The sequence below is a fragment of the Ottowia oryzae genome (genome assembly GCF_003008535.1).
In the GTDB taxonomy this organism is placed as follows: Bacteria; Pseudomonadota; Gammaproteobacteria; order Burkholderiales; family Burkholderiaceae_C; genus Ottowia; species Ottowia oryzae.
Window position 1 is genome coordinate 1,969,303 of record NZ_CP027666.1, and the last position, 22,905, is coordinate 1,992,207.

General features: G+C 64.9%; 15 protein-coding genes. 6 read left to right on the plus strand and 9 right to left on the minus strand.

What is annotated here, in order from left to right:
• Positions 1 to 4 precede the first annotated feature (4 nt).
• A complete protein-coding gene (locus tag C6570_RS09165; protein ID WP_106702927.1) occupies positions 5 to 367 on the minus strand; it encodes a hypothetical protein in 363 nt (120 codons plus the stop codon).
• 142 nt (positions 368 to 509) lie between these two features.
• Here C6570_RS09165 and polA point away from each other — a divergent pair, with 142 nt between their 5' ends.
• Positions 510 to 3,287: a DNA polymerase I gene (gene polA, locus C6570_RS09170; RefSeq protein WP_106704614.1), complete on the plus strand. Its 2,778-nt coding sequence runs from the start codon at positions 510 to 512 to the stop codon at positions 3,285 to 3,287.
• A gap of 99 nt (positions 3,288 to 3,386) precedes the next feature.
• Here polA and C6570_RS09175 read toward each other — a convergent pair whose 3' ends face one another.
• The 8 genes from C6570_RS09175 to C6570_RS09210 all read right to left on the minus strand — a co-directional run bounded on the left by C6570_RS09175 (position 3,387) and on the right by C6570_RS09210 (position 19,369).
• Positions 3,387 to 3,905 carry a DNA-processing protein DprA gene (locus tag C6570_RS09175; RefSeq protein ID WP_106702928.1) on the minus strand — a complete coding sequence of 173 codons (519 nt, stop codon included), beginning with the start codon at positions 3,903 to 3,905 and terminating at the stop codon, positions 3,387 to 3,389.
• The gene (locus tag C6570_RS09180) at positions 3,902 to 7,102 is read right to left on the minus strand and encodes an Eco57I restriction-modification methylase domain-containing protein (RefSeq protein ID WP_106702929.1); all 3,201 of its coding nucleotides are present in this window, start codon (positions 7,100 to 7,102) and stop codon (positions 3,902 to 3,904) included. Before C6570_RS09180 ends, C6570_RS09175 begins: the two co-directional genes overlap by 4 nt.
• Positions 7,103 to 7,178: 76 nt before the next feature.
• Complete coding sequence (locus C6570_RS09185) at positions 7,179 to 10,442, minus strand: helicase-related protein (protein WP_342747924.1); 3,264 nt, start codon at positions 10,440 to 10,442, stop codon at positions 7,179 to 7,181.
• A gap of 365 nt (positions 10,443 to 10,807) precedes the next feature.
• A complete protein-coding gene (locus C6570_RS09190; protein ID WP_106702931.1) occupies positions 10,808 to 11,827 on the minus strand; it encodes a class 1 fructose-bisphosphatase in 1,020 nt (339 codons plus the stop codon).
• A complete protein-coding gene (gene pepN / locus C6570_RS09195) occupies positions 11,824 to 14,628 on the minus strand; it encodes an aminopeptidase N (RefSeq protein WP_106702932.1) in 2,805 nt (934 codons plus the stop codon). The genes C6570_RS09190 and pepN overlap by 4 nt, the downstream gene beginning before the upstream one ends.
• Positions 14,629 to 15,139: 511 nt before the next feature.
• Positions 15,140 to 16,244 (minus strand): peptide chain release factor 2 gene (gene prfB / locus C6570_RS09200; RefSeq protein WP_106702933.1). Its coding sequence is split into 2 segments (ribosomal slippage): positions 15,140 to 16,162 and positions 16,164 to 16,244, totalling 1,104 coding nucleotides; the frame shifts between segments, so codons are not numbered across the junction.
• Positions 16,245 to 16,432: 188 nt separating this feature from the next.
• Positions 16,433 to 18,094: an L-lactate permease gene (locus C6570_RS09205; RefSeq protein ID WP_106702934.1), complete on the minus strand. Its 1,662-nt coding sequence runs from the start codon at positions 18,092 to 18,094 to the stop codon at positions 16,433 to 16,435.
• Positions 18,095 to 18,427: 333 nt separating this feature from the next.
• Positions 18,428 to 19,369 carry an alpha/beta fold hydrolase gene (locus C6570_RS09210; RefSeq protein WP_106702935.1) on the minus strand — a complete coding sequence of 314 codons (942 nt, stop codon included), beginning with the start codon at positions 19,367 to 19,369 and terminating at the stop codon, positions 18,428 to 18,430.
• A 298-nt stretch (positions 19,370 to 19,667) separates the two neighbouring features.
• Here C6570_RS09210 and C6570_RS09215 point away from each other — a divergent pair, with 298 nt between their 5' ends.
• The 5 genes from C6570_RS09215 (at position 19,668) to C6570_RS09235 (ending at position 22,772) form a co-directional block, all read left to right on the plus strand.
• A complete protein-coding gene (locus C6570_RS09215; RefSeq protein WP_106702936.1) occupies positions 19,668 to 20,726 on the plus strand; it encodes an aldo/keto reductase in 1,059 nt (352 codons plus the stop codon).
• Positions 20,727 to 20,839: 113 nt separating this feature from the next.
• Positions 20,840 to 21,106 carry a hypothetical protein gene (locus tag C6570_RS09220; protein ID WP_106702937.1) on the plus strand — a complete coding sequence of 89 codons (267 nt, stop codon included), beginning with the start codon at positions 20,840 to 20,842 and terminating at the stop codon, positions 21,104 to 21,106.
• A 34-nt stretch (positions 21,107 to 21,140) separates the two neighbouring features.
• Positions 21,141 to 21,638 (plus strand): aminoacyl-tRNA deacylase, encoded by a 498-nt coding sequence (locus C6570_RS09225; RefSeq protein WP_106702938.1) that lies wholly within the window; start codon positions 21,141 to 21,143, stop codon positions 21,636 to 21,638.
• Positions 21,639 to 21,783: 145 nt separating this feature from the next.
• Complete coding sequence (plsY, locus tag C6570_RS09230; RefSeq protein WP_425437924.1) at positions 21,784 to 22,416, plus strand: glycerol-3-phosphate 1-O-acyltransferase PlsY; 633 nt, start codon at positions 21,784 to 21,786, stop codon at positions 22,414 to 22,416.
• On the plus strand, positions 22,413 to 22,772 hold the full coding sequence (locus tag C6570_RS09235; protein ID WP_106702940.1) for a RidA family protein: 360 nt from the start codon (positions 22,413 to 22,415) through the stop codon (positions 22,770 to 22,772). The genes plsY and C6570_RS09235 overlap by 4 nt, the downstream gene beginning before the upstream one ends.
• Positions 22,773 to 22,905 lie beyond the last annotated feature (133 nt).

Consider the following 22,905-nt stretch of genomic DNA (forward strand, 5'->3'; position numbering starts at 1 on the left):
GGGCTTAGAACTCAACTTTCCAGACCCGACGGCCCGGTGCGCCCGGGCCCGCTTCGCCATGGCTCATGTTCGTGGGGTCGGCCGGTTGCACGCTGTAGGGCGGCACGTTGGCCTTGGGCTGCACGGTGATGCTTTTCGTTTCGCCGCCCGCGCGCACTTCGTCTACGCGGCTGCCGGCGTCTTCGGTGCGGATGTGTTCCACCCGCTGGGTGCGGCGGTCCAGCTGCAGCTCATCGCGCGTGACGGCCGCGCCCGAAGAAGCCGCCGCAGGAGACGCAGCCGGTGCCGGCGCTTGCGCCGAAGCGGCCGCCGCAGCGGCGAGCGCCAGGATGGCCGTGCCGGCCCGAAGTTGAACAGATGCACACATGCCCCAATTCTAGTGGCGAGCACCCACGCACCTGTAGGACGGCGTGCACAATCCGCCCATGAACGACGCGCCTTCCACCGCCGAATCGGCCCCCGCTGACAACCCCCAGGCCACGCCCCCAGCGCCCACCGCGCGCCCGGTGATGCTGCTGGTGGACGGCTCCAGCTACCTGTACCGCGCCTACCACGCCATGCCCGACTTGCGCGCCGACCCGGCCGACCGCGCCAGCCAGCCCACCGGCGCCATCCGCGGCATGATCAACATGCTGAACAGCCTGCGCAAGGACTACCCCGAGGCGCAGCACGTGGCCTGCGTGTTCGACGCCTCCGGCCCCACCTTCCGCGACGACATTTACCCCGACTACAAGGCCCAGCGCGCGCCCATGCCGGACGATTTGCGCAGCCAGATCGAGCCAATCCACGAAGTGGTGCGCCTGATGGGCTGGCCGGTGCTGGCGGTGCCGGGCGTGGAGGCCGACGACGTGATCGGCACCCTGGCCAAGGCGGGCGAGGCGCAGGGGCTGGATGTGATCATCTCCAGCGGCGACAAGGACTTGGCGCAGCTGGTCACCCCCGCCATCACCATCATCGACACCATGAGCGGCAAGCGCCGCGACCTGGCCGGCGTGCAGGCCGAATTCGGCGTGGCCGCCAGCCAGATGCTGGACTACCAGACGCTGGTGGGCGACAGCGTGGACAACGTGCCCGGCGTGGACAAAGTGGGCCCCAAGACGGCGGCCAAGTGGCTGAACGAATACGGATCGCTGGACGCCATCGTTGCGCAGGCCGACAAGGTCAAGGGCGCCGCGGGCGAGAACCTGCGCAAGGCCTTGGACTGGCTGCCCATCGGCCGCCAGCTGCTGCACATCCGCACCGATTGCGATCTGGCCGGGCACGTCGATGGCCTGCCTGCTCTGGATTCGATAGCTGCTGGCGCAGAACAGACGGGCGCCCTGGCCGATTTTTATGAGAAATACGGCTTTCGCACGCTGGCCAAGGCGCTGCAGGGCGGGGGCGCTGCGGGGGGCAGCCAATCCAGCCGCGCCGCCGCAGGCGCCGCGCCGTCGCCGCAGGACGACCTGTTTGGCGGCCTGCCCGCCAGCTCGCACGTGGGCGATGCGGTGGACTATGAAACCGTGCTCACCTGGCCGCAGTTCGACGCCTGGCTGGCCCGCATCGAGCAGGCCGATCTCACGGCGCTGGACACCGAAACCACGTCGCTGGACGAGATGAAGGCGCGCATCGTCGGCCTATCGCTCAGCGTGGCGCCGGGCCAGGCGGCCTACATACCGCTCGCCCACAGCGGGCCCGACGCGCCCGAGCAGCTGCCGATCGACGAAGTGCTGGCGCGCCTCAAGCCCTGGCTTGAAAACTCCGCACGCCAAAAGCTGGGCCAGCACGTCAAGTACGACCGCCATGTGTTCGCCAACCACGGCATTCAGGTGGCCGGCTTCGTGCACGACACCATGCTGCAAAGCTACGTGCTGGAAGTGCACCGCCCGCACGGCCTGGCCAGCCTGGCGGAACGCCACCTGGGCCGCAAGGGCGTCAGCTACGAAGACCTGTGCGGCAAGGGAGCGCACCAAATTCCGTTTGCGCAAGTGCCGGTGGACAAGGCCGCGCACTACGCCTGCGAAGACGCCGACCAGACGCTGGATGTGCACCTGGCCCTGTGGCCCAAGCTGGCGCAGGACGAGCGGCTGCGCGGCATCTACGAGCTCGAAATTGCCACCAGCGAAGTGCTGTTCAAGGTAGAGCGCAACGGCGTGCTGATCGACGCCGACCAGCTGCGCCAGCAAAGCCACGATTTGGGCCAGCGCATCCTGGCGCTGGAGCAGGAGGCGCACGCGCTGGCCGGCCAGCCTTTCAATTTGGGCAGCCCCAAGCAGATTGGCGAGATCTTCTTCACCAAGCTGGGCCTGCCCGTCGTCAAGAAAACCGCCACCGGCGCGCCCAGCACCGACGAGGAAGTGCTGGAAAAGCTGGCTGAAGACTACCCGCTGCCCGCCCGCATCCTGGAGCACCGGGGCCTGTCCAAACTCAAGGGCACCTACACCGACAAGCTGCCGCTGATGGTCGACCCGGCCACCGGCCGCGTGCACACGCACTACGCGCAGGCCGTGGCGGTGACCGGGCGCCTGTCCAGTAACGATCCCAACCTGCAGAACATCCCCATCCGCACGCCCGAAGGCCGCCGCATCCGCGAAGCCTTCATCGCCGCACCGGGGCACGTCATCGTCAGCGCCGACTACAGCCAGATCGAACTGCGCATCATGGCCCACCTGTCAGACGACGCGGCGCTGCTGGCCGCCTTTACCGAGGGCCTGGACGTGCACCGCGCCACGGCGGCCGAGGTGTTTGGCGTTGAGGTGGCGCAAGTCAGCAGCGAGCAGCGCCGCTACGCCAAGGTCATCAACTTTGGCCTGATCTACGGCATGAGCGCGTTTGGTCTGGCGCGCAATCTGGGCATCGACAACACGGCGGCGCGCAACTACATCGAGCGCTATTTCGAGCGCTACCCCGGCGTCAAGCGCTACATGGACGAGACCAAGCTGTCGGCCAAGTCCAAGGGTTATGTCGAAACCGTGTTCGGCCGGCGTCTGTACCTACCCGAGATCAACAGCCCCAACGGCCCGCGCCGTTCGGGCGCCGAGCGCGCCGCCATCAACGCGCCGATGCAGGGCACGGCGGCCGACTTGATCAAGAAGTCCATGCTGGCTGTGCAGAGCGCGCTGCAAAAAGAAAAGCGCGCCACGCGCATGATCATGCAGGTGCACGACGAACTGGTGTTCGAGGTGCCCGAGGCCGAGGTCGATTGGGTCAAGGGCGAAGTGCCCCGGTTGATGGCCGGCGTGGCCGAGCTGAAGGTGCCTCTGCTGGCGGAAGTCGGCGTGGGGCCGAATTGGGAGCAGGCCCATTGATGCCCCCGGCCGGGCGCTTCCATTTCAAGCGATTCCAGGCCCCGGTCGCCGTCGATTCTGCAGTTTGCGCTATCCAATTTATAGGTGCCGTGGAGGTGTTCACACCACGTCGTCGGCCCGCAGTGCAGTCAGCGGGCTCTCCGGCGCAATCCGAGGCGCCCAATGCTCACGGGCAAGGACCAGCACCAGACCGTTGCGGGCAAGCGCCGAGGCGCGGGTGGTGCGGGTTTCAGTGGCGGGGCTGGCGCTGACGATGAGAAGGCGACCTTGTGCCAGGGGCTCGCGCTCCTCTGCGGCGGGGCGATAGTCGCGGTCTGGGAGCAGGTGGCGGGCCAGCACTTTGACGGCGCGGCCCTGGCGGCGCAGCAGGGAGCGCAGCACCTGCTGCTCCAGCGGGGAGTGGAAGCCGCTGACGAGCACGCGGCCCGCCTTGGCCCATTGCGGTACGCGCTCCAGTGTTTCGATGAAGACGTGGCCGGGGCATTGGCGCGAGGCGATGAGGCCCAGCAGGGGTTCGGCCAGCAGGGCCGGATTGCCGATGCCGATGAGGCGCGCGGCGATGTCAGCGGCGATGCGCGGGGCAAGGTGGGGCGGCAGTTGGATGGGGACGGGTTTCATGCTCCATCGTCCGCGCCGTCTTCAAAGTCGGGGGTGACCGTTTGCGAGTAGAGCAATTCCAAGTCGTCCCACACTGCCTCCATGCCAAAGGCTTTCAAGAGAGCAATGTCTGATTTGTCGGTGACACCGCGACACTTTCCCAAGTTGTAATTGCCCACGCGCTTGCCGGCATTGAGCTTGAACTGTTCTGCCTTTTTGATTGCCGCCTTCAGCTCAGGAACAATAACTCTGAGGCCAGAACGTTTTTCGACCCGAACTCTCTGCAAATTTAATGGCAAGTCGGCCATGGTCGAAGGAGTGACATGGAAGTCGTCGCCGATAGCTATCCAAAAAGCCCACGTAATTTTTCCATTCAACAGAAGAAATGCCAAATCCCGTATTTCTGAATCAGTGATATAGAGTTTTCCGTAGCCCGTGTGTGGAATCTGTTTTCCCCTCTGGTCAAAGCACGGTGCTTCATCATATGCGAAGGACAAAAAGTTGCGTGCGGAGTTTCTAAAGTTCAACGGATAGGGTGTTGCTCGGCGGCTCAACGAAAGCTGAAGCGTTTCGTTGCCCAACTTTTGCTCAAAAGCATCAATCAACTTCTGCGTGTTGAGCTTGGGGATACGTCCTTGCCAAAGCTTCGGCGTGAAACTGGCATAAGATAGCGCAGCGAATAGATGTGGACGGGCAGCTCTGAACCAGCGATGCAGGCGTGATGTATAGTTTTGGTTCGCTGTGTTGCTATCGCCGATTTTACCGATGTGAACTACATTGCGGATGCCAACGCCGTCGAACAAACTGGAAGGAATGTTGCTGTAGTGAGAAAACCAATTTTTCTGATATTTACCGTAAATTAACTGCCGCAAAACGCCAAAATCATTACTGAACGCAAGACTCAAAAAGACAATCATACCTGTATGCGCTTTTGGGCCTGCAATTTCCATGACCTTTTCCAAACACCAGGCATAAATGTCTGTGCATGATGCGGTTTTGTAGCCGCGCACTGAATAATCAGTAACCTTGCGCGTAGAAATATAAGGAGGATTGCCGATGACCACATCAAATCCACCCGCGCTCATCACGCCGTAGAACTCGGCGAACCAGTGAAAAGGCTGGTGGCTTGAGCGCCAGGCATAGAGTGCCTTCGATTTATCCGGGTCGATGCCGTAATCCCGTGCCAGATAGCGGTCGAGTTCCAGGCTCAAGCCCTTGAGCTTGTCGCGCAGCGTGTGCTTGTCCTGCGCCGTGACCTTGCCGCCTTGCACGGTTTGCTGTTCGCGAAATCGGGTGAACAGGTCGGCCAAATCGGCAATGTCCGCCTTGATGTCGGATTTGTGCTGCTGGTCACTGGCCAGGTCGCCCGATGTATCGAACTGCGCTTCGGTCGCGTAGCCGACCAGCGTATTGCCTGTGCGGATGTTGAAGTCGATGTCGGGCAGCGGCTCCAGTTGCTGGCCTTTGTCCACCTGCGAGACGAGCTTGAGGAACAAGCGCAGCTTACAAATCTCCACTGCCTCGGCCATGATGTCCACGCCGAAAAGGTTGTGCAGGATGATGCTTTTGTAGATGTAGTAGTCGGGCGATGGGTGTTTCTTCACCTCATCCAGAACTTTCACAAAATCTGGTTCGGCGGGTTTGCCGAGTTTCTGAGCGTCTTCGACAAAACCTGCCATGCGATCCAGGCAGGCTGCATACAACGGCTCCAGCACACCCAGCGCGGCGAATAGAAATGCGCCCGAGCCGCAGGTCGGGTCGAGGATGGTGATGCCGTGGCGGAATTTCTCGTTCGACTTCTCCGGCACGCGGCCCACAATGGCCTGCCACACGGCGCGCAGCAGTTCGGGGCCGGTGGCGGTGTCGATCACGTCCTGCATGAACTGGCGGATATCCAGATTCAGCGTGATGAGGTCGTCGGCAGACTTGACTTCACCCCGCGCAAGTTTGTTGCGCAGGTCTTGGCAGCGGTGGCGGCGGTCGGCCAGTTCGCGCTCGGTTTCTGTGGGCAATGCGTCCTCGGCCTTCATGGCCGGGTAGATGTAGCGATCTGGCTCGGCCTGGAGCAGCTTCCACACCGATGATTCGCCCTCGAACGCCACCTTGCAGCGCTCGCGCGCCTGCTCCAGCAGGTGCGGGATGACGGTGTTCTTGCTGATGTATTCGGTAATGTCTTCCTTGGTGTAGTACGCCCCCATTTGCTTCTGGTTGATGTACTTCTCGAAGATATAGCCGAGCACGTCGGGGTTGATTTCCTTGCCGCTTTTCAGTGGGCGGTCGTCCAGGTGCCAGTCCCAGGCGTCGAAGAATGCAAACAGTTGTTCGAAGGCTTCGTCGGGAACGTCGATGTCGTGATGAGCGGCTTCGAGTTCATGCACGTCGAACAGGCCGCCGTTCAGATAGGGGATGCGCTCGCCAATCAGTTGGTTCAGGCCCGCGTCGCGCGGTTGGGGCTGGCCCAGCCCTTCGTGGAACAGGCGGCGCAGAAACTGGCGGTAGAAGCTGTGGAACTGGCCTTTGCCCGCCGCCTGCTGCACCTGGGTCATGCGGTTTTGCAGATAGTTTTCGTCGCCGTCCAGAAACCCCTTCTTCTGGATGAAATAGACGAACATCAGCCGGTTGAGCATGAGCGAGGCGTACCAGGCTCGGTCTGCCGTCTGGTTCAGGCCGGTGATGAAGGCGGCAAAGGCGTCGTGCTGGGCCTTGAACTTGTCGTAGAAGCTCTTGGAGACCCTGTCGCGGTCGAAAGCCCTGCGCAGGCCGGTGATGACGTCGGTGAGGGTGATGGCCTCTTCTGCTTCCAGCGACCAGACGATTTGCGAGAGCTTCTGACGCAGCGCTTCGCCGCTTTGCCCCTTGTGCCAGGTATGGGTGCGGGTACTGGCGGGCTGGCCCGGCGCGCGCAGCACCCACAGCCAGGTGAGCATGGTTTCGTCCGCGTCGGCAAAGACCAGCAGATGTTCATGGGCGAGCTTGCGGGCTTCGTGCTCGATCTTGAGCAGCACGGGGCGGGGCGGAATCTTGCCGCTGGCGTCTGGCGAGCAGCGCAGCACGGCCACGCCGCGCTTGTGGGCGATGGGTGTGAGCGTGAAGGCCGCGCCACCCGCATGGATAGTTTGAGCCTTCAGCGCGGGTTGGTCCCAACCGAGTTCGTTGAACAGTTGAGGCAGCTTGAATTGGCTCAGCAGCTGCTGAAAGCGGGTGGCGTCGATATTCATGTCAAATTGGCCTCCAGCGCCCGCCTGACAAGCGCGAGCAGCTATGAAATTTGAGTGATTGCAGGGCGTTGGCGCTTCAGGCCAGGCCGAGCGAGCAGATGAGCCGAGGCTCGCGTTGCTGGTCTTGTTCGTCCACCAGGCACAGGCGACCGTCTTCGCGCAGCGAGAAGACGAGGTCGATCAGGTCGTGGTCGTTGATGCCCGCCTTGAGCTGGCGGTTGAGCGTGTCGGTGGCGCTTTGGTACAGCGGGTAGCGGTAGATGTCTTCCAGCGCCTTGTCGATGCGGCGGATGTGGTCTTCGGTGATGAACAGGTCGCGCGTGCTGCCTTGTCGCTCGCGCCAGCGCTTGATGCGCTCGTAGGTCTTGAAGCGCGCGCCGGAGGGCCGGCCCAGTGCGCCGCCGGTGGATTTCTCTTCTTCGGCGATGTGCGCCATGCCCTGCTGGGTGAGGGCGTGGTGGTTGTCCGTGCGCGGCAGGGCAGGGGTGTCGGCCGCGCAGGCGGCGGCCTTCAGGATGGTGAATTGCGACTGCGTGACGGGCTGGCCGCTTTCGTCCACCCATGCGAGTGCGTCGTTGCCCTGGTCGGTGCGCAGATAGACGAGCACGCCCTGAGGTGCGGCGGGCGTGGCCGTGTGTGCCTTGGTGGCATAGACCACGTTGGGCAGGCTTTCTATGGTGGCGGCGAGCGATGGGTCGGCGTCGGTGGCGTTCTTCCAGATCTGCCAGGCGTAGGAGGCCAGATCGACCTCGGTGTCGCCGTCGTCGTCGAGGATGCCGTTCTTCTCGGTGTACAGGTCGCGGATCAGACGGTCGTCGTCATCGCTGTCGTCGTCGAAGAAGGTTTCGTCGGAGCCGACGACTTCGGCGTTCTCGATCAGGCGCTGCCTGACGCGAGCGCGCAGCCTGATGAGACGCTCGACGCCATCGGCAGGCACGAAGGAATAGCAGAGGATGGTGTCGGACTGCTGGCCGATGCGGTCCACGCGGCCCGCGCGCTGGATCAGGCGAATGATGGCCCAGGGCAGGTCGTAGTTGACGATGATGTGCGCGTCTTGCAGGTTCTGGCCTTCGGACAGCACGTCAGTGGCGATGAGCACGCGCAGTTCGTCGGCCTTCTTGACCTGTTGACGCTTGTCGTTGGACTGCGGCGAGAAGCGCCAGGCCAGGGCTGTGGGGTCGGCGCTTTGGCCGGTGGCTTCGGCCACTTGCAGCATGCCGCGTGCCGCGAGTTGCGTATTCAGGTAGCGTGCGGTATCGGCGAACTGGGTGAAGATGAGCAGCTTGTCCTTGGGGTGCTGCTTCTCGATGAGTTCGGCCAGGGCGGCAAGTTTGGCGTCTGCCTGAGGTTGCCAGTTGCCGCAGGTGCGCAACACGCCCAGCAGGGCGTGGGCGTCGGCCAGCAAATCCTTGGCCAACGTTTTCTTGAACAGCGCGCCGGGCAACCACTTGAAGCGGCTTTTCAGTGGGCCGCTGTAGGCTGCATAGGCTTGGGTGGCGCGAGTGCGGTAGTCGGCTTCGGTGCGCAGCCCGTTGCTGCTGGTGGTGTCAGCTTCCTCGTCGCCTTCCTCATCGGCAAGTACACCGTCCGGGTCTTCGTCGTAGTGGCGAGTGTCCAGCAGTTCCGCGCCCTGGGTGCCCAGCGGAATGTCCAGCCCGTTCTCGACGGCGTGTAGGACGATGAAGTTGCGCAGGATGTGCCGCTCGATGGACAGGATGAAGGCAGGCCCGGCACTTTCCAGTCGCTTGAACAGGTTGGTGCGGCAAAAACCCATGAGCCGCGTGCCTGCGCGTGACAGTCCATCGATGATCTTGTTCTGCTGCGGTGTGGGTGGCGTCTTGGGTTTGGGTGCGATGTAATTGCCCAGGCCGTAGCGTGGCAGCAGGAGATCGTTGATGGTGCCCACGACCGTGTTGCTGTAGAAGCGGGCGTAGGGGTCTTCGGGGTTGGTTTCGTCGATGGCAAAGCCCAGGCTTTTGGGCACCCGCTTGGGGAAGTAGGACTTGCGGCCATCGGCGAAGAGCAGGTATTTGCCGTGTTCGTCTTGCTGCGCATAGTGCTGCATGATGAAGCCGCGCGTGCGGCGCACCATGTACAGCCGCATGAGTTCGCGCCAGTCGTCGGGGATGTCGCTTTTCTCGAAAGCAGCGAGGGTGCGCACGCCGCATTGGTGGCGGCGGATGAATTCGTGCTCGCCGCCCAGGTCTTTGAGGAGGTGTTCGGGGCGGATGCCGATGTCGGCGTCTTCATTCAGGAACAGGCCGAGTTGCGCCGAGAGGTCGAGGTAGGTCTTGTTGTACGGCGTGGCCGAGAGCAGGACGGTGAGGCTTTCGTTGCGTTCGATGTATTCGCGGATGACCTTCCATCGCTTGCCGTCCTTGTTGCGCAGGTTGTGCGATTCGTCGATCAGTACCAGCCGGTAGCGCCGGGTTTTCTCTGGCAACTCATTGATGACCCTAGACAGCGACAGCACCTTGGCGTGCAGGCGGTAGCGGTGGACGTAGTCCTCCCACATTGGCACCAGGTTCTTGGGGCAGATGACGAGGGTTTCGGTGTGATAGTCGTCTTCGAAGACCTTGGCCAGCGCCGTGGCCATCATCGACTTGCCCAGGCCCACCACGTCGCCGATCAGCACGCCACCGCGCTTGTTGAGGTGGTGCGCGGCGATCTTGACGGCGGCGGTCTGGAAGTCGAACAGCGTGCCGCTGAAGATCGCGGGAATGCGGAATTCCGTGAGCCCGGCCCTCGCTTCCTGCGCGAGGTGGTAGGCCATCTTCAAATAGACGTGATAGGGCGGTAACAGGCGCTCGCCCGCCCAGCTTTCGTCGATGATGGTCGCCAGTTCCTTGGAGATGTCGACGCACCAGCGGTCGTTCCAGCGGTCATCGAACCACGCGGCCAGCTTGTTGCAGGCATCGTGCTCCAGCACGTCAACGTTGAGTTCGCCCTGTTTGGAAAGGCCCGCGAGCGTGAGGTTGGAGCTGCCGAGGAAACCCGTGACGGGGTTGTTGGGGAACTGCGGCGTGAATAGCAGGTAGAGCTTGGCGTGCAGCGGGTGGCGCAGATAGACCTTGACGGTCAGTTGGCCAGAATGGATTTGTGCGGCCAGTTGCCGCAAGGCGGCTTCGTCCCCGTTGGACGGGGCGCCGAAGGTGAGTTGCTGGCGGAACTCTTCGGCGATGCGGCGCTTGTCGCGCTGCGCCGTTTGATTGTCTAGAAGTTCGTCGTCGTTTTGGTGACGTAAGGCGTGGCGCAGTTCTTCACTGGGCGAGACATGCATACCGACCAGCAGGCGGCATGTTCCATTCTCCTCTCCTCTCCTCTCCTCTCCTGATTTCATCAGGTGGGGCGCGAGATGCTGCCAGCCGCGCAGGTTGAAATAGCCAACGCAGAAGTCGGCGCGCCTTGCAACCAGAAGCGTCTTTTGGAGCGCAGGCATCAAGGGCGTTTCGATGTTGTCAAATATTCTTGGCATTTCTCTGCACTTGCTTGATGAATTCGACCGTGGGATGGAGCAGTTACGAGGGGGAAGGGGCGGTGTCAAGCGAATGCGTCGTCGCTGCTGTTACCTTTGATGGGCTGTCCTGTTAGTGGCCTTGCTGGGAATGGTTCTTACTGATTGAAACTCGGCCTCACGCTTGCCCATCAAGCGCTGGCAGCTATGCTTTTTGACAGCACTCGGCCCGACCAACCGGCTTGTGCGGCTCAGGTCGCCGAGCCTGCCTCCAGGTGGTACTGCGTCACTCGCTCCACCTCGTTCCTGCTGCCCAGGATCACGCTGACGCGTTCGTGCAGTTGCGTGGGCTGCACTTCAAGAATGCGCTGGCGGCCGTTGGTGGCGGCGCCGCCGGCTTGCTCGACGAGCCAGCTCATGGGGTTGGCCTCGTACATCAGGCGCAGCTTGCCGGGCTTGTTCGGCTCGCGCTTGTCCCATGGGTACATGAAGACGCCGCCGCGCATCAGGATGCGGTGCACGTCGGCCACCATGCTGGCGATCCAGCGCATGTTGAAGTCCTTGCCGCGCGGGCCTTCCTTGCCGGCCAGGCATTCGCCGATGTAGCGGCGCACGGGGCTGTCCCAGTGGCGCATGTTGCTCATGTTGATGGCGAATTCCTTCGTGTCTTCAGGAATGCGCAGGTTTTCCTGGGTGAGCACGAAGCTGCCTTGCTCGCGGTCCAGCGTGAACACGTGCACGCCGTCGCCCACCGTCAGCACCAGCGTGGTCTGCGGGCCGTACACGCAATAGCCAGCCGCGACCTGGTGGCGCCCGGATTGCAGGAAGTCTTTTTCACTCACGCCGCTGGCGTCGTCGGGCATCTTCAGCACGCTGAAGATGGTGCCGATGCTGACGTTCACGTCGATGTTGCTGGAGCCGTCCAGCGGATCGAACAGCAGCAGGTATTCGCCTTGCGGGTAGCGGTTGGGCACCACGTAGATGCCTTCCATTTCCTCGCTGGCCATGGCCGCCAGGTGGCCGCCCCATTCGTTGGCTTCGATCAGCACCTCGTTGGCGATGATGTCCAGCTTCTTCTGCACCTCGCCCTGCACGTTCTGGCTGCCGGCGCTGCCCATGACGTGGCCCAGGTCGCCCTTGTTGACCTCGAAGCTGATGCGCTTGCAGGCGCGCGCCACCACTTCCAGCAGCAGGCGGAGCTGGCCGGGGATGTGGCCGTCGACGCGCTGCTTTTCAACCAGGTAACGGGTGAGGGAAATGCGGCTGCTCATTGCTGTTGGTCTCTCATCTGGGTGTCGGGGGTGGGGGCGGTGCGCGCCTCGGGGGCGGGCGCTTCGGGGCTGTCGGCCAGGGCCTTGGCCGCAGCGGCTTCGCCGTTGCCGTGATCGGCCAGCGAGCGGGTCACCACCTCGCGCACGTCGTTGCTCAGGCTGGGCTTGGCGGCCACGCGGGCGATGGCTTCGCGCGCGGCGCTGCGGTAGGGCTCGGCCAGGCGCGCCCAGCTGTCCATGGCGCGGGCCAGGCGGGCGGCGACTTGCGGGTTGATTGCGTCCAGCTCCAGCACGCGGTCGGCCCAGAAGGCGTAGCCGGCGGCGTCGGCGCGGTGGAAGGCGGCGGGGTTGCCGTGGCAGAAGCTGAAGACCAGGCTGCGCGCGCGGTTGGGCGTGCGCAGGCTGAAATCCGGGTGCTTGAGCAGCGCGCGCACCTGCGGCAGCACGTTGCCGCCGCGGTCGGGCGCACGGGCTTGCAGCGAAAACCACTTGTCCAGCGCCAGCGGCTCGTGGCGGAACAGCTCGTAGTAGCGTTGCAGCGCGCGGCCCGCCAGATCGTGCCCGCTGCCCACCAGGGCGGACAGGGCGTTGAGCCGGTCTGTCATGTTGCCCGCGTCCTTGAAGCGCTGGTAGGCGCGGCCAGGCCAGACCAGCTCGCCACCGTGCGTGGCGGCCAGGCACAGCTGGTGCAGCGCAAGGCCCGCCAGTTCGCGGCGGCCTGCGGAGACCGGGTCGGGCGAGTAGGCGCCGGTGTGCTGGTGCTCTTCAAAAGCCCAGGCCCAGTCGGCCTGCAGGGCGGTGGCCAGCTGCAGCGCCATCGCGTCGCACACGGCGTGGATGCGCTGCGGGTCCACCACGTCCAGCTGGTCGGCGATGTAGTCCTCATCAGGCAGGGTGAGCACCAGGGCCTTGAAGGCGGCGTCCAGATCGGGGTGGCGCAGCACGGTGCGCAGCGCCGCCAGATAAGCATCATTCAGCGGTGCAGCGCTGGTGGCGCCTGCGCTGGCAGCTATCTGTTCGATAGCGGTGCGCAGCGCCAGGCGCTGGCCGGCTTCCCAGCGGCTGAACGGGTCGCTGTCGTTGGCCAGCAGGTGCAGCAGCTGCTCGGGCGTGGCCTCCCATTCCAGATCGACGGGGGCAGAGAAGCCGCGCAGCAGCGAAGGCACGGGTTCGCTATCCACACCCACGAAGGTGTAGGTGGCGGTGGGCTCGGTCAGCACCAGCGTGTGGCTGCCTTCCACCGGGCGCTGCCAGTGGTCCAGCTGCAGGGGCAGGTCGCGCCCGTCGGCACCCACGAGGCCCATGCGCACCGGGATGACAAAAGGCGCTTTGTGCGGCTGGCCGGGCGTGGCCGCGCAGCTTTGCGACAGCGTGAGGGTGTAGGTGCGGGCGGCCGCGTTGTATTGGCCCTGCGCCTTCACCACCGGCGTGCCGGCCTGGCTGTACCAGCGCTTGAACTGCGGCAGCAGGCGCGCCAGCTCGCTGTCGGGGTTGGCGTCGGCCATGGCGGCGGCGAAATCGTCGCAGGTCACGGCCTGGCCGTCATGCCGCTGGAAGTACAGGTCCATGCCCTTGCGGAAGCCATCGCGGCCCACCAGGGTCTGGTACATGCGCACCACCTCGGCACCTTTTTCATAGATGGTGGTGGTGTAGAAGTTGCTGATTTCCAGGTATTCGTCGGGCCGCACCGGGTGGGCCATGGGGCCGGCGTCTTCAGGGAACTGCGCGGCGCGCAGGTTGATGACGTCCTGAATGCGCTTGACGGCGCGCGCGCTGGGCGTGCCGGCCAGGTCCTGGCTGAATTCCTGGTCGCGGAACACGGTCAGGCCTTCTTTCAGGCTCAGCTGGAACCAGTCGCGGCAGGTGACGCGGTCGCCCGTCCAGTTGTGGAAGTACTCGTGGCCGATGACGCTTTCCACGGCGTCGAAGTCGGCGTCGGTGGCGGTGGACGCCTTGGCCAGCACGTACTTCGTGTTGAAGATGTTCAGGCCCTTGTTTTCCATCGCGCCGGCGTTGAAGTCGGACGTGGCCACGACCATGAAGCGGTCCAGATCCAGCGCCAGGCCAAAGCGCGCTTCGTCCCACAGCACCGAGTGGATCAGCGAATTCATCGCGTGCTCGGTCTGGTCCAGATCGCCCGGGCGCACGTACACCTGCAGCAGATGCTCGCGCCCCGCGCGGGTGGTGATGCGCTGCTCGCGCGCCACCAGCTGGCCCGCCACCACGGCGAACAGGTAGCTGGGCTTCTTGAACGGGTCGTGCCAGGTGGCGAAGTGGCGCCCGCCTTCCAGGTCGCCCTCGTCCACGAGGTTGCCGTTGGACAGCAGCACCGGGTAGCGCGCCTTGTCGGCGCGCAGCGTGACGGTGTAGGTGGCCATCACGTCCGGCCGGTCCAGGAAGTAGGTGATGCGCCGGAAGCCCTCGGCCTCGCACTGGGTGAAGAAGTCGCCCCCGCTCATGAACAGGCCCATCAGCTTGCTGTTCTTCTCGGGGTTGCAGGTGGTGAACACCTCCAGCTCGAAAGGCTCGGTGCCTTCGGGCACGTTTTCAAGCACCAGCGTTTCGCCTTCCATGCGGAAGCTGCAGCCCTGGCCGGCCAGCATGACGCGCGCCAGGTTCAGCTCGTCGCCGTCCAGGCGCAGCGGCTGCGCCGGCACGTCGGGGTTGCGGCGCAGCACCATCTTGTTGAGCACGCGCGTCTTGGTCGGCTCGAGGTCGAACGTCAGGTGGACGATGTCGATCCAGAAAGCGGGCGGGGCGTAGTCTTGACGTCGGGTGACGGTGTTGTGTCCTTCGCGCATCCGAGCTCCTATTTACTATGAAGTTAATAGCTGCCAGCGCTGTTGGCGTAAGCGCTGGCGGCCGATATGAATGTGATCTTTGGCTGAATGTCTGCCTGTGGGGCGCCACGCGGGTCGCCATCGCCGGGGCTGCAGGGTGCTTGAGCGTGAACGCCTTTACCAGGCCGCTGGGCTTTGCCTTTCATCCATCGGATCGAAGGCGGTGGGCGCCAGCCTGAACGCCCCAGCGGCAACCGCTGCGGCCGACCGCCCCTCAGCCGCGCCAAGCAGCGGATTGTCCCACGCTTGCCGGCGCCGACAACGCCTGCGTACATCCGGTGACGTGTACAAGTGGCAGGCACCTGGGTCAGCTGGCGGGCGGGTTTTGCCAAGGCAGACAGGGCCGGCGGCGGCTCCAAGGGCGCTTGGCGGAACGGATAGCGCCTCATTCCAAGCCCGTGCTGCCTGTTGGGTCCGAGGCGTGTGCCCGCCGCCGCGCACTGGGCGCAGGCGGCGCCTCACGCCCGCGACGTCAAACGCCTTGCTTGAGCGAAGCCTCGATGAACGCGTCCAGGTCGCCGTCCAGCACCTTCTGCGTGGCGCTGATCTCGACGTTGGTGCGCAAGTCCTTGATGCGGCTGTTGTCCAGCACGTAGCTGCGGATCTGGTGGCCCCAGCCCACGTCGGTCTTGCTGTCTTCCAGCTTCTGCTGCTCTTCCAGGCGCTTGCGCATCTCGAAGTCGTACAGGCGGCTGCGCAGGCGGCGCCAGGCCACGTCGCGGTTGCTGTGCTGGCTGCGGCTGTCCTGGCACTGCACGACGATGCCCGTGGGGATGTGCGTCAGGCGCACGGCCGAGTCGGTCTTGTTGATGTGCTGGCCGCCTGCGCCGGACGCGCGGTACGTGTCGGTGCGCACGTCGGACGGGTTGATCTCGATCTCGATCGAATCGTCGATCTCGGGGTAGACGAACACGCTGGCAAAGCTGGTGTGGCGCCCGCCGGACGAATCGAAGGGCGACTTGCGCACCAGGCGGTGCACGCCGGTTTCGGTGCGCAGCAGGCCGAAGGCGTATTCGCCGTCGATCTTGATCGTGGCGCTTTTGATGCCCGCCGTGTCGCCCGGCGTTTCTTCCTGGATCTCGGTGGAAAAGCCCTTGCGTTCGGCGTACTTCAGGTACTGGCGCAGCAGCATGCTGGCCCAATCGCAGGCTTCGGTGCCGCCCGCGCCGGCCTGAATGTCCAGGAACGCGTTGTTCGGGTCGGCCGGCTGGTTGAACATGCGGCGGAACTCCAGGTCCTGCACCGTTGTGGCAATGCCGGACACGTCGTCGTCGATCGACTGCAGCGCGCCTTCATCGCCTTCCTCGCGGCTCATGTCGTACAGCTCGGCGTTGTCCGACAGCTGCTGCGTGATCTCGTCCAGCACGATGACGACGCCGTCCAGCGCCTTCTTTTCCTTGCCCAGCTCCTGGGCTTTCTTGGGGTCGTTCCAGACCGCCGGGTCTTCCAGCGAAGCGTTGACGGTTCTCAGGCGTTCGGCTTTGGCAGGGTAGTCAAAGATACCCCCGTAGCGCGTCGGCGCGCGCGCGCAGGTCGTCGATGCGAGAGCCAATCTGGTTGATGCGTTCTGCGTCCATGGAATTCTGTCTTTCGATTAAAAGCGTGGCGCCGCTTCAGGCGCGCGTAACCCGCAATTTTCTCATGCCTGCGCCGTGGCGGCATCGCGGCCGCTGCGGACAGCCGGGGGCTGGCCCGCAGCCGGCCAAAAAGCAAAAAGGACCGCCGAAGCGGTCCTTTGCGGTCAGTGTGCGGCAAAGCGCCGTGCTTACTTGACCACCATCAGCGTGAACGGCCACACGTAGGCCTGCATCGTCACGTACAGGCCCACCAGGCAAGCCAGCGCGATGGAGTGGAAGAAGACGTAGCGCAGGATCTCGCCTTCCTTGTTGAACCAGCGCGTGGCGGTAGAGGCCACCACGATCGACTGCGCGTCGATCATCTTGCCCATCACGCCGCCCGAGCTGTTGGCTGCGCCCATCAGGTTGGGCGACAGGCCCAGCTGCTCGGCCGCCACTTTCTGCATGCCGCCGAACAGCACGTTGGACGCGGTGTCCGAGCCCGTCAGCGCCACGCCCATCCAGCCCATCAGGGTGCCGAAGAAGGGGTAGAGGATGCCCGTGTTGGCGAAGGCCAGACCCAGCGTGGTGTCGGTGCCCGAGAAGCGCGTCAGCGTGCCCAGTGCCAGCATCAGCACGATGGTCAGCAGCGAATAGCGCACCAGCCACAGCGTCTTGAAGAACGTGCGCACGATGGCGACGGGGTTGTACTTCATCACCAGCGCGCTGACGATGGCGGCCAGCAGAATGCCCGAGCCCGTGGCCGACAGCAGGTTGAGCGTGTACACGGCCGCCTCGGGGTGCGGCGTGGTCACGACCGGCGGCACCTTCATCACCAGGTTGTGCAGCCCGTCGATCGGGAACTTGGGCGCAAAGATGCTGTTCAGCCACGCCTTGACGGGCGGCAGGCCCCAGATGAACACGAACACCGACAGGATGGCCCAGGGCGTCCAGGCGGCGATCAGGGCTTCCTTGGAATGCTTGACCACGGGCTGCGGCGGCTTGGCCTCGGCGGCGCTCGGGTCCTTACCGCGCATGGCGGGCGACGTCCAGACGCGCTTGGGCTGCCACACGCGCAGAAAGGCGACCAGGGTCAGCATGGAGACGATGGCGGCGATGATGTCCACCAGCTCAGGGCCCATGAAGTTGGACACCAGGTACTGCGGAATTGCAAACGACAGGCCGGTGACCAGGATGGCGGGCCAGATTTCCATCATGCCCTTGCGGCCGGCAAAGGCCCAGATCAGCCAGAACGGCACCAGCAGTGAGAAGAAGGGCAGCTGGCGGCCGATCATCGCGGTGACCTGGTGCAGGTCGTAGCCGTGCACCTGGGCCAGCGTGATCACCGGCGTGCCCAGGGCGCCAAAGGCCACGGGCGCGGTGTTGGCGATCAGCGAAAGGCCTGAGGCGGCCAGCGGCGAAAAGCCCAGGCCGATCAGGATGGCCGCCGTCACCGCCACGGGCGTGCCGAAGCCTGCCGCGCCCTCAAAGAAGGCGCCAAAGCAGAAGGCGATCAGCAGCAACTGAATGCGGCGGTCTTCGGTGATGCCCGAGAGCGAATCCTGCAGCACCTTGAAGCTGCCGTTTTGCTCGGTCAGCTGGTGCAGGAAGATGATGTTCAGCACGATCCAGCCGATGGGCAGCAGGCCGGTGAAGCCGCCCAGCATGGCGGCGCGGCCAGCCATGTCGGCGGGCATGCCGTAGGCAAAGATCGCCACCGCCAGAGCCGCGATCAGGCCCATGCCCGCGGCGATGTGCGCCTTGATATGAAAGAAGCCGAGCGCGCCCAGCATCACCACCACCGGGATGGCGGCCAAGAAAGTGGACAGCACCATGCTGCCCATCGGGTCGTAAATTTGCTGCCAAGGCATGCTGCGGGTCTCCTCTAAGTGCAATGGTTCAGGCGTCGTCGCTGAGTCAGCCTGGTGCGGTCTGGCCGCAGGGCGTTGATTACGCTTGTAATTTTTTGCGCCCCCCGGTTATAGCGGGCAGGGCATCTGCGCGCCAGTTTTTTAGCGAAATCTGTATCTTGCACAGCACAGAAACCTGTGCTTTGGGCCTCGGCGCTGCTTTGGGGGCCGCCAGACAGAAACTCCCCCGCGTACGCCGATGGGCGCGCGGGGGCTCAGGGGCCGAAGGCCCGGTGGGGCTGTTCAGGGGGCGGGGCCGAGCGCTTGGCCGCGCGGGCCCCGGCGGGGCTGCCGTCAGCCCAAAAAGGCTTCGATCTGGCGCGCCAGCAGCTCGGGCTGGTCGTGGTGCAGCATGTGGCCCGAATCCGGCAGCGTGGCTTGCTTCAAGTTGGGCACCGCGGCCAGCCGCTCTTGGAATTCGGCCTGCGTGAAGCGTCCGCCCCACCAGCCGCCCAGGCTGTCGTCGCTGGCCAGCACCATCAGCACCGGCGCGGTGATGGCGGCGTACAGCGCGCGGATTTCGTCCACGCGAAACAGGTGCGCATTGACCACGCGGTGCGCGGCATCGCCCAGGATTTCCCAGCGCGTGCTGCCGTCGGCCTGCACGCGCTCGGCCGACCACTGGCGCGCCAGCCAATGCGCCTTGTCGGCGGGCAGGCGGCGGTTGGTCTTCATCAGGCGCTCGGCCACGCCGGCGACGCTGTCGTAGGTCTTGAGGGCGTTGTCGCCGCGGTGCAGCGCCTTCAGCTCATCCAGCCACTTGGCGTACCGCGTGGGCGCCTGGGCGGGCTGCGCCGCGGGCATGCCAAAGCCTTCCAGGTTGATCAGCCGCCGTATGCGCGCGGGCCGGGCGCCGCTGTACATCATGGCGATGTGGCCGCCCATGCTGTGGCCGATCAGGTCCACGGCTTGGCCGGGGGCGTAGTGGTCGAGCAGCGCGTCCAGGTCGCCCAGGTAGTCGGCAAAGGCGTAGTGGTCGCAGGCGGGCCCGGTGGTGTGGCCAAAGCCGCGCCAGTCGGGTGCCACGATCAGGCGCTGCGCCAACAGCTCGGGCGACAGCGCATCCACGGTGAACTGGTACGACGCGGCCACGTCCATCCAGCCGTGCACCATCACCAGCGGTGGCTGGGTGGACGCCGCGTTGCCCCACAGCCGCACGTGGTAGCGCTGGTGGCGGATGGCAAGCGTTTCGCTGCGCGAGGGGCGCAGGGGCTGGTAGGGGGCGACAGATGGCATGGCGCGGATTATTCCGAAAGCCGCGCTGGCGTGGCGAGCCGTGGGCGACATCGCGCCATGGCCGCACGCGGGCCCATTTGGTTGGCTGGAGACTATCAAGTTGATAGCTGCCAGCGCTGGTGCAGCGTGCGCTGGGGCCGTTTTTTGCTGTCAGTTTCTGCGCAAGCGGGTCGCTACCGATCGCCCAGTGCCTGCACTGCCCGCGCCGTGCCAGGGCCGCCTTGGCCCACGTTCGCAAATCCGTAAACTGACGAGCCTTCAGCAACCGAACCCAACGCCTTTCAGCATGAGCCTTGCCATGAACCCCGTCGCCCTGGGCGAAAGCGACCTGCGCGTCACCCCCATCTGCCTGGGCACCATGACCTTTGGCGAACAAGTGGCCGAGCCCGACGCCCACGCCATCCTGGACCGCGCCGTGGAGCGCGGCGTGACCTTCATCGACACGGCCGAGATGTACCCCGTGCCGCCCAGCGCCGGCACCTACGGCGCGACCGAGACGATCATCGGCAACTGGCTCACTGCGCGCCCGGGCATGCGCCAGCGCATCGTGCTGGCCAGCAAGGTGGCCGGGCCGTCGCGCGGCATGCCCTGGGTGCGCGAAGGCAAGGGCATGACGGCGGCCGACATCCATGCGTCGTGCAACGCCAGCTTGAAGCGGCTGCAGACCGACGTGATCGACCTGTACCAGATCCACTGGCCCGAGCGGCACGTGCCCGCGTTCGGCGGCATCTACTACGACCCCACCAAGGAAACCACCGAGACGCCCATCCGCGAGCAGCTGGACGCGCTGGCGGCCCTGGTCAAGGCGGGCAAGGTGCGCCACATCGGCCTGTCCAACGAAACGCCGTATGGCGTGCACGAATTCGTGCGCCTGGCCGAACAGCATGGCCTGCCGCGCATCGTCAGCACGCAAAACCCCTATGCGCTGACCAGCCGCGTGTACGACAACGGTCTGGACGAAACCTGCCACCGCCTGCACGTCAGCCTGCTGGCGTATTCGCCGCTGGCGTTCGGCACGCTGTCCGGCAAGTACGACGCCACCGGCATCCACGCGGCCGACGCGCCGCGCGGGCGCATGAGCCTGTTCGACCGCATGAAGAACCAGCGCTGGGGCCGCCCCGAGGCGCTGCAGGCCGCCCAGCGCTACAACGCGCTGGCGCGCGAGCACGGGCTGACGCCCACGCAACTGGCGCTGGCGTTCTGCTACCGCAGCTGGCGCGTGGCCAGCACCATCATCGGCGTGACCACGCTGGCCCAGCTGGATCAAGACCTGGATGCGTGGGCCGTGCAGCTCACCCCCGAAGTGCTGGCCGCCTGCGATGCGCTGCGCCAGCAGTGGCGCGACCCGGCGGCGTAAGCCACCGCTGCGCGTGCGGCTGCGCTGGCAGGCGGCCGCGCGCCGCGCCCGTGCCGTCGAAGGCTAAGATACCGGCCCACTGAGCCTTACACGTCACCCGAAACGCCCACGCCATGCCCGCACGCCACACCGAACTGCCGCTGAACACGGCCTCGCTCAACGCCGTGATCGACGCCATGGCCGTCGTCACCCTGTGCCTGACGCAGATCCTGTCGCAAGAGCAGCGCGAGCGCTTTGGGCGCGACCTGGTCACCATGGCCGAAATCGCCGGTCGCAAGGGCAATCTGGAGCTGACTTCGATCCTGCTGGACTTGCGCGCCGCCGTGAAGAGTCGCGACGAAGAGCTGCACGAGTCCGACGACGACGCGGGCGCCGCCTGACGGGCGCCATCCACCCCGACACGGTCGCCGCGCCATGAGCAAGGCCAAAGCCGCCCACGTCAGCGAAACCCCCGCTACCGCCTTGCTGCGCGCGCGGGGCGTGGCGTTCACTGAGCATCCCTACGAATACGTTGAACACGGCGGTGCCGAGCACAGCGCCGAGGTGCTGGGCTTTGACCCGTACACCGTCGTCAAGACACTGGTCATGCAGGACCAGGACGCCAAGCCGCTGATCGTGCTGATGCACGGCAACCGCAAGGTCAGCACCAAGAACCTGGCGCGCCAGATCGGCGCCAAGTCGGTCGAACCGTGCAAGCCCGAGGTGGCCAACCGCCACAGCGGCTACCTGGTGGGCGGCACATCGCCCTTTGCAACGCGTCGCGACATGCCCGTCTACATCGAGCAAACCATCCTCGAGCTGCCGCGCATCGGCATCAACGGCGGGCGGCGCGGCTACCTGGTGGGCATCGATCCGCAGGTGTGCATGCAGCTGCTGGGCGCCAAGCCGGTGCACTGCGCCATTGACCTGTAGCCATACCTCTTCGCCGGGGGCGCGCATCGCCTTCGCCTGCTCGGCGGCGGGGCAGGTAGTGGCCGTCTTTTGCCGGCAGAAGCTGATGGCAAAATAGCCATCTTGCGCAAGAAGCACCTGCGCCGGCAGCTATTGTTTCAGGAGTATTTTCATGGTCTTGCCCTGGTTGGCCGCGCTGGCGGCGTACTTGCTGGGCTCACTCAGCTTTGCCGTCATCGTCAGCCGGGCGATGGGCTTGTCCGACCCGCGCAGCTACGGCAGCGGCAACCCGGGTGCCACCAACGTATTGCGCTCGGGCAGCAAAAAGGCGGCCATCGCGACGCTGCTGCTGGACGCCTTCAAAGGCTGGCTGCCGGTGATGCTGGTCAAGTGGTTTGGCGAACCCTACGGCCTGGGCGACGGCACGATGGCTGCCGTGGGCCTGGCGGCGTTCCTGGGTCACCTGTACCCGGTGTTCTTCAAATTTCAAGGCGGCAAGGGCGTGGCGACTGCGGTGGGCGTGCTGCTGGCCTTCCAGCCGCTGCTGGCGCTGGCCACGGTGGCAACGTTCGCCATCATCGTTTTCTTCTTTCGCTACGTTTCGCTGGCTTCCATGGTGGCGGCGCTGTTTGCCCCGGCCTACTACCTGCTGGGCAACGGCGTGGCCTGGCAGGCATCGGGCGAGAAAACGCTGGCCCTGATGGCCATGGGTGTGCTGCTGATCTGGCGCCACCGCGAGAACATCCGCCGCCTGTGGGCAGGCACCGAATCCAAACTAGGGAGCAAGAAAAAACCATGAGATCAACCGATATCCAGCGCTTTCACGTGGGGGCGCGGCTGTCTGAAATGGCGGTGTTCAACGGCGTGGTCTACCTGGCGGGCATGGTGCCCGAGGACGGCGCCACCGACATCCGCGGGCAGACCGCCGATGTGCTGGCGCAGATCGACCGGCTGCTGGCCGAGGCCGGGTCCGACAAAACGCGCATCTTGCGCACGCAGATCTACCTCGCCGACATGGCCGATATGGCGGGCATGAATGAGGTGTGGGACGCCTGGGTGGCCCCAGGCCACACGCCGCCGCGCGCCACCGTGCAGGCCGCATTGGGCCAGCCGGGCTGGAAGATTGAAGTGGTGGTGACGGCCGCGCAGCGCTGAGTGCGAGCAGCCTTTTTGCTATTTATTGTGTAGCTTGCGGCGCTTGTGCAGCCTGCCGCCGCGGCCGATTCGGTCACTAAGGCCGATCAGCTATCGCCGCGACAAGCCAAGGGCAGATCCGCGCGGGTCGCGC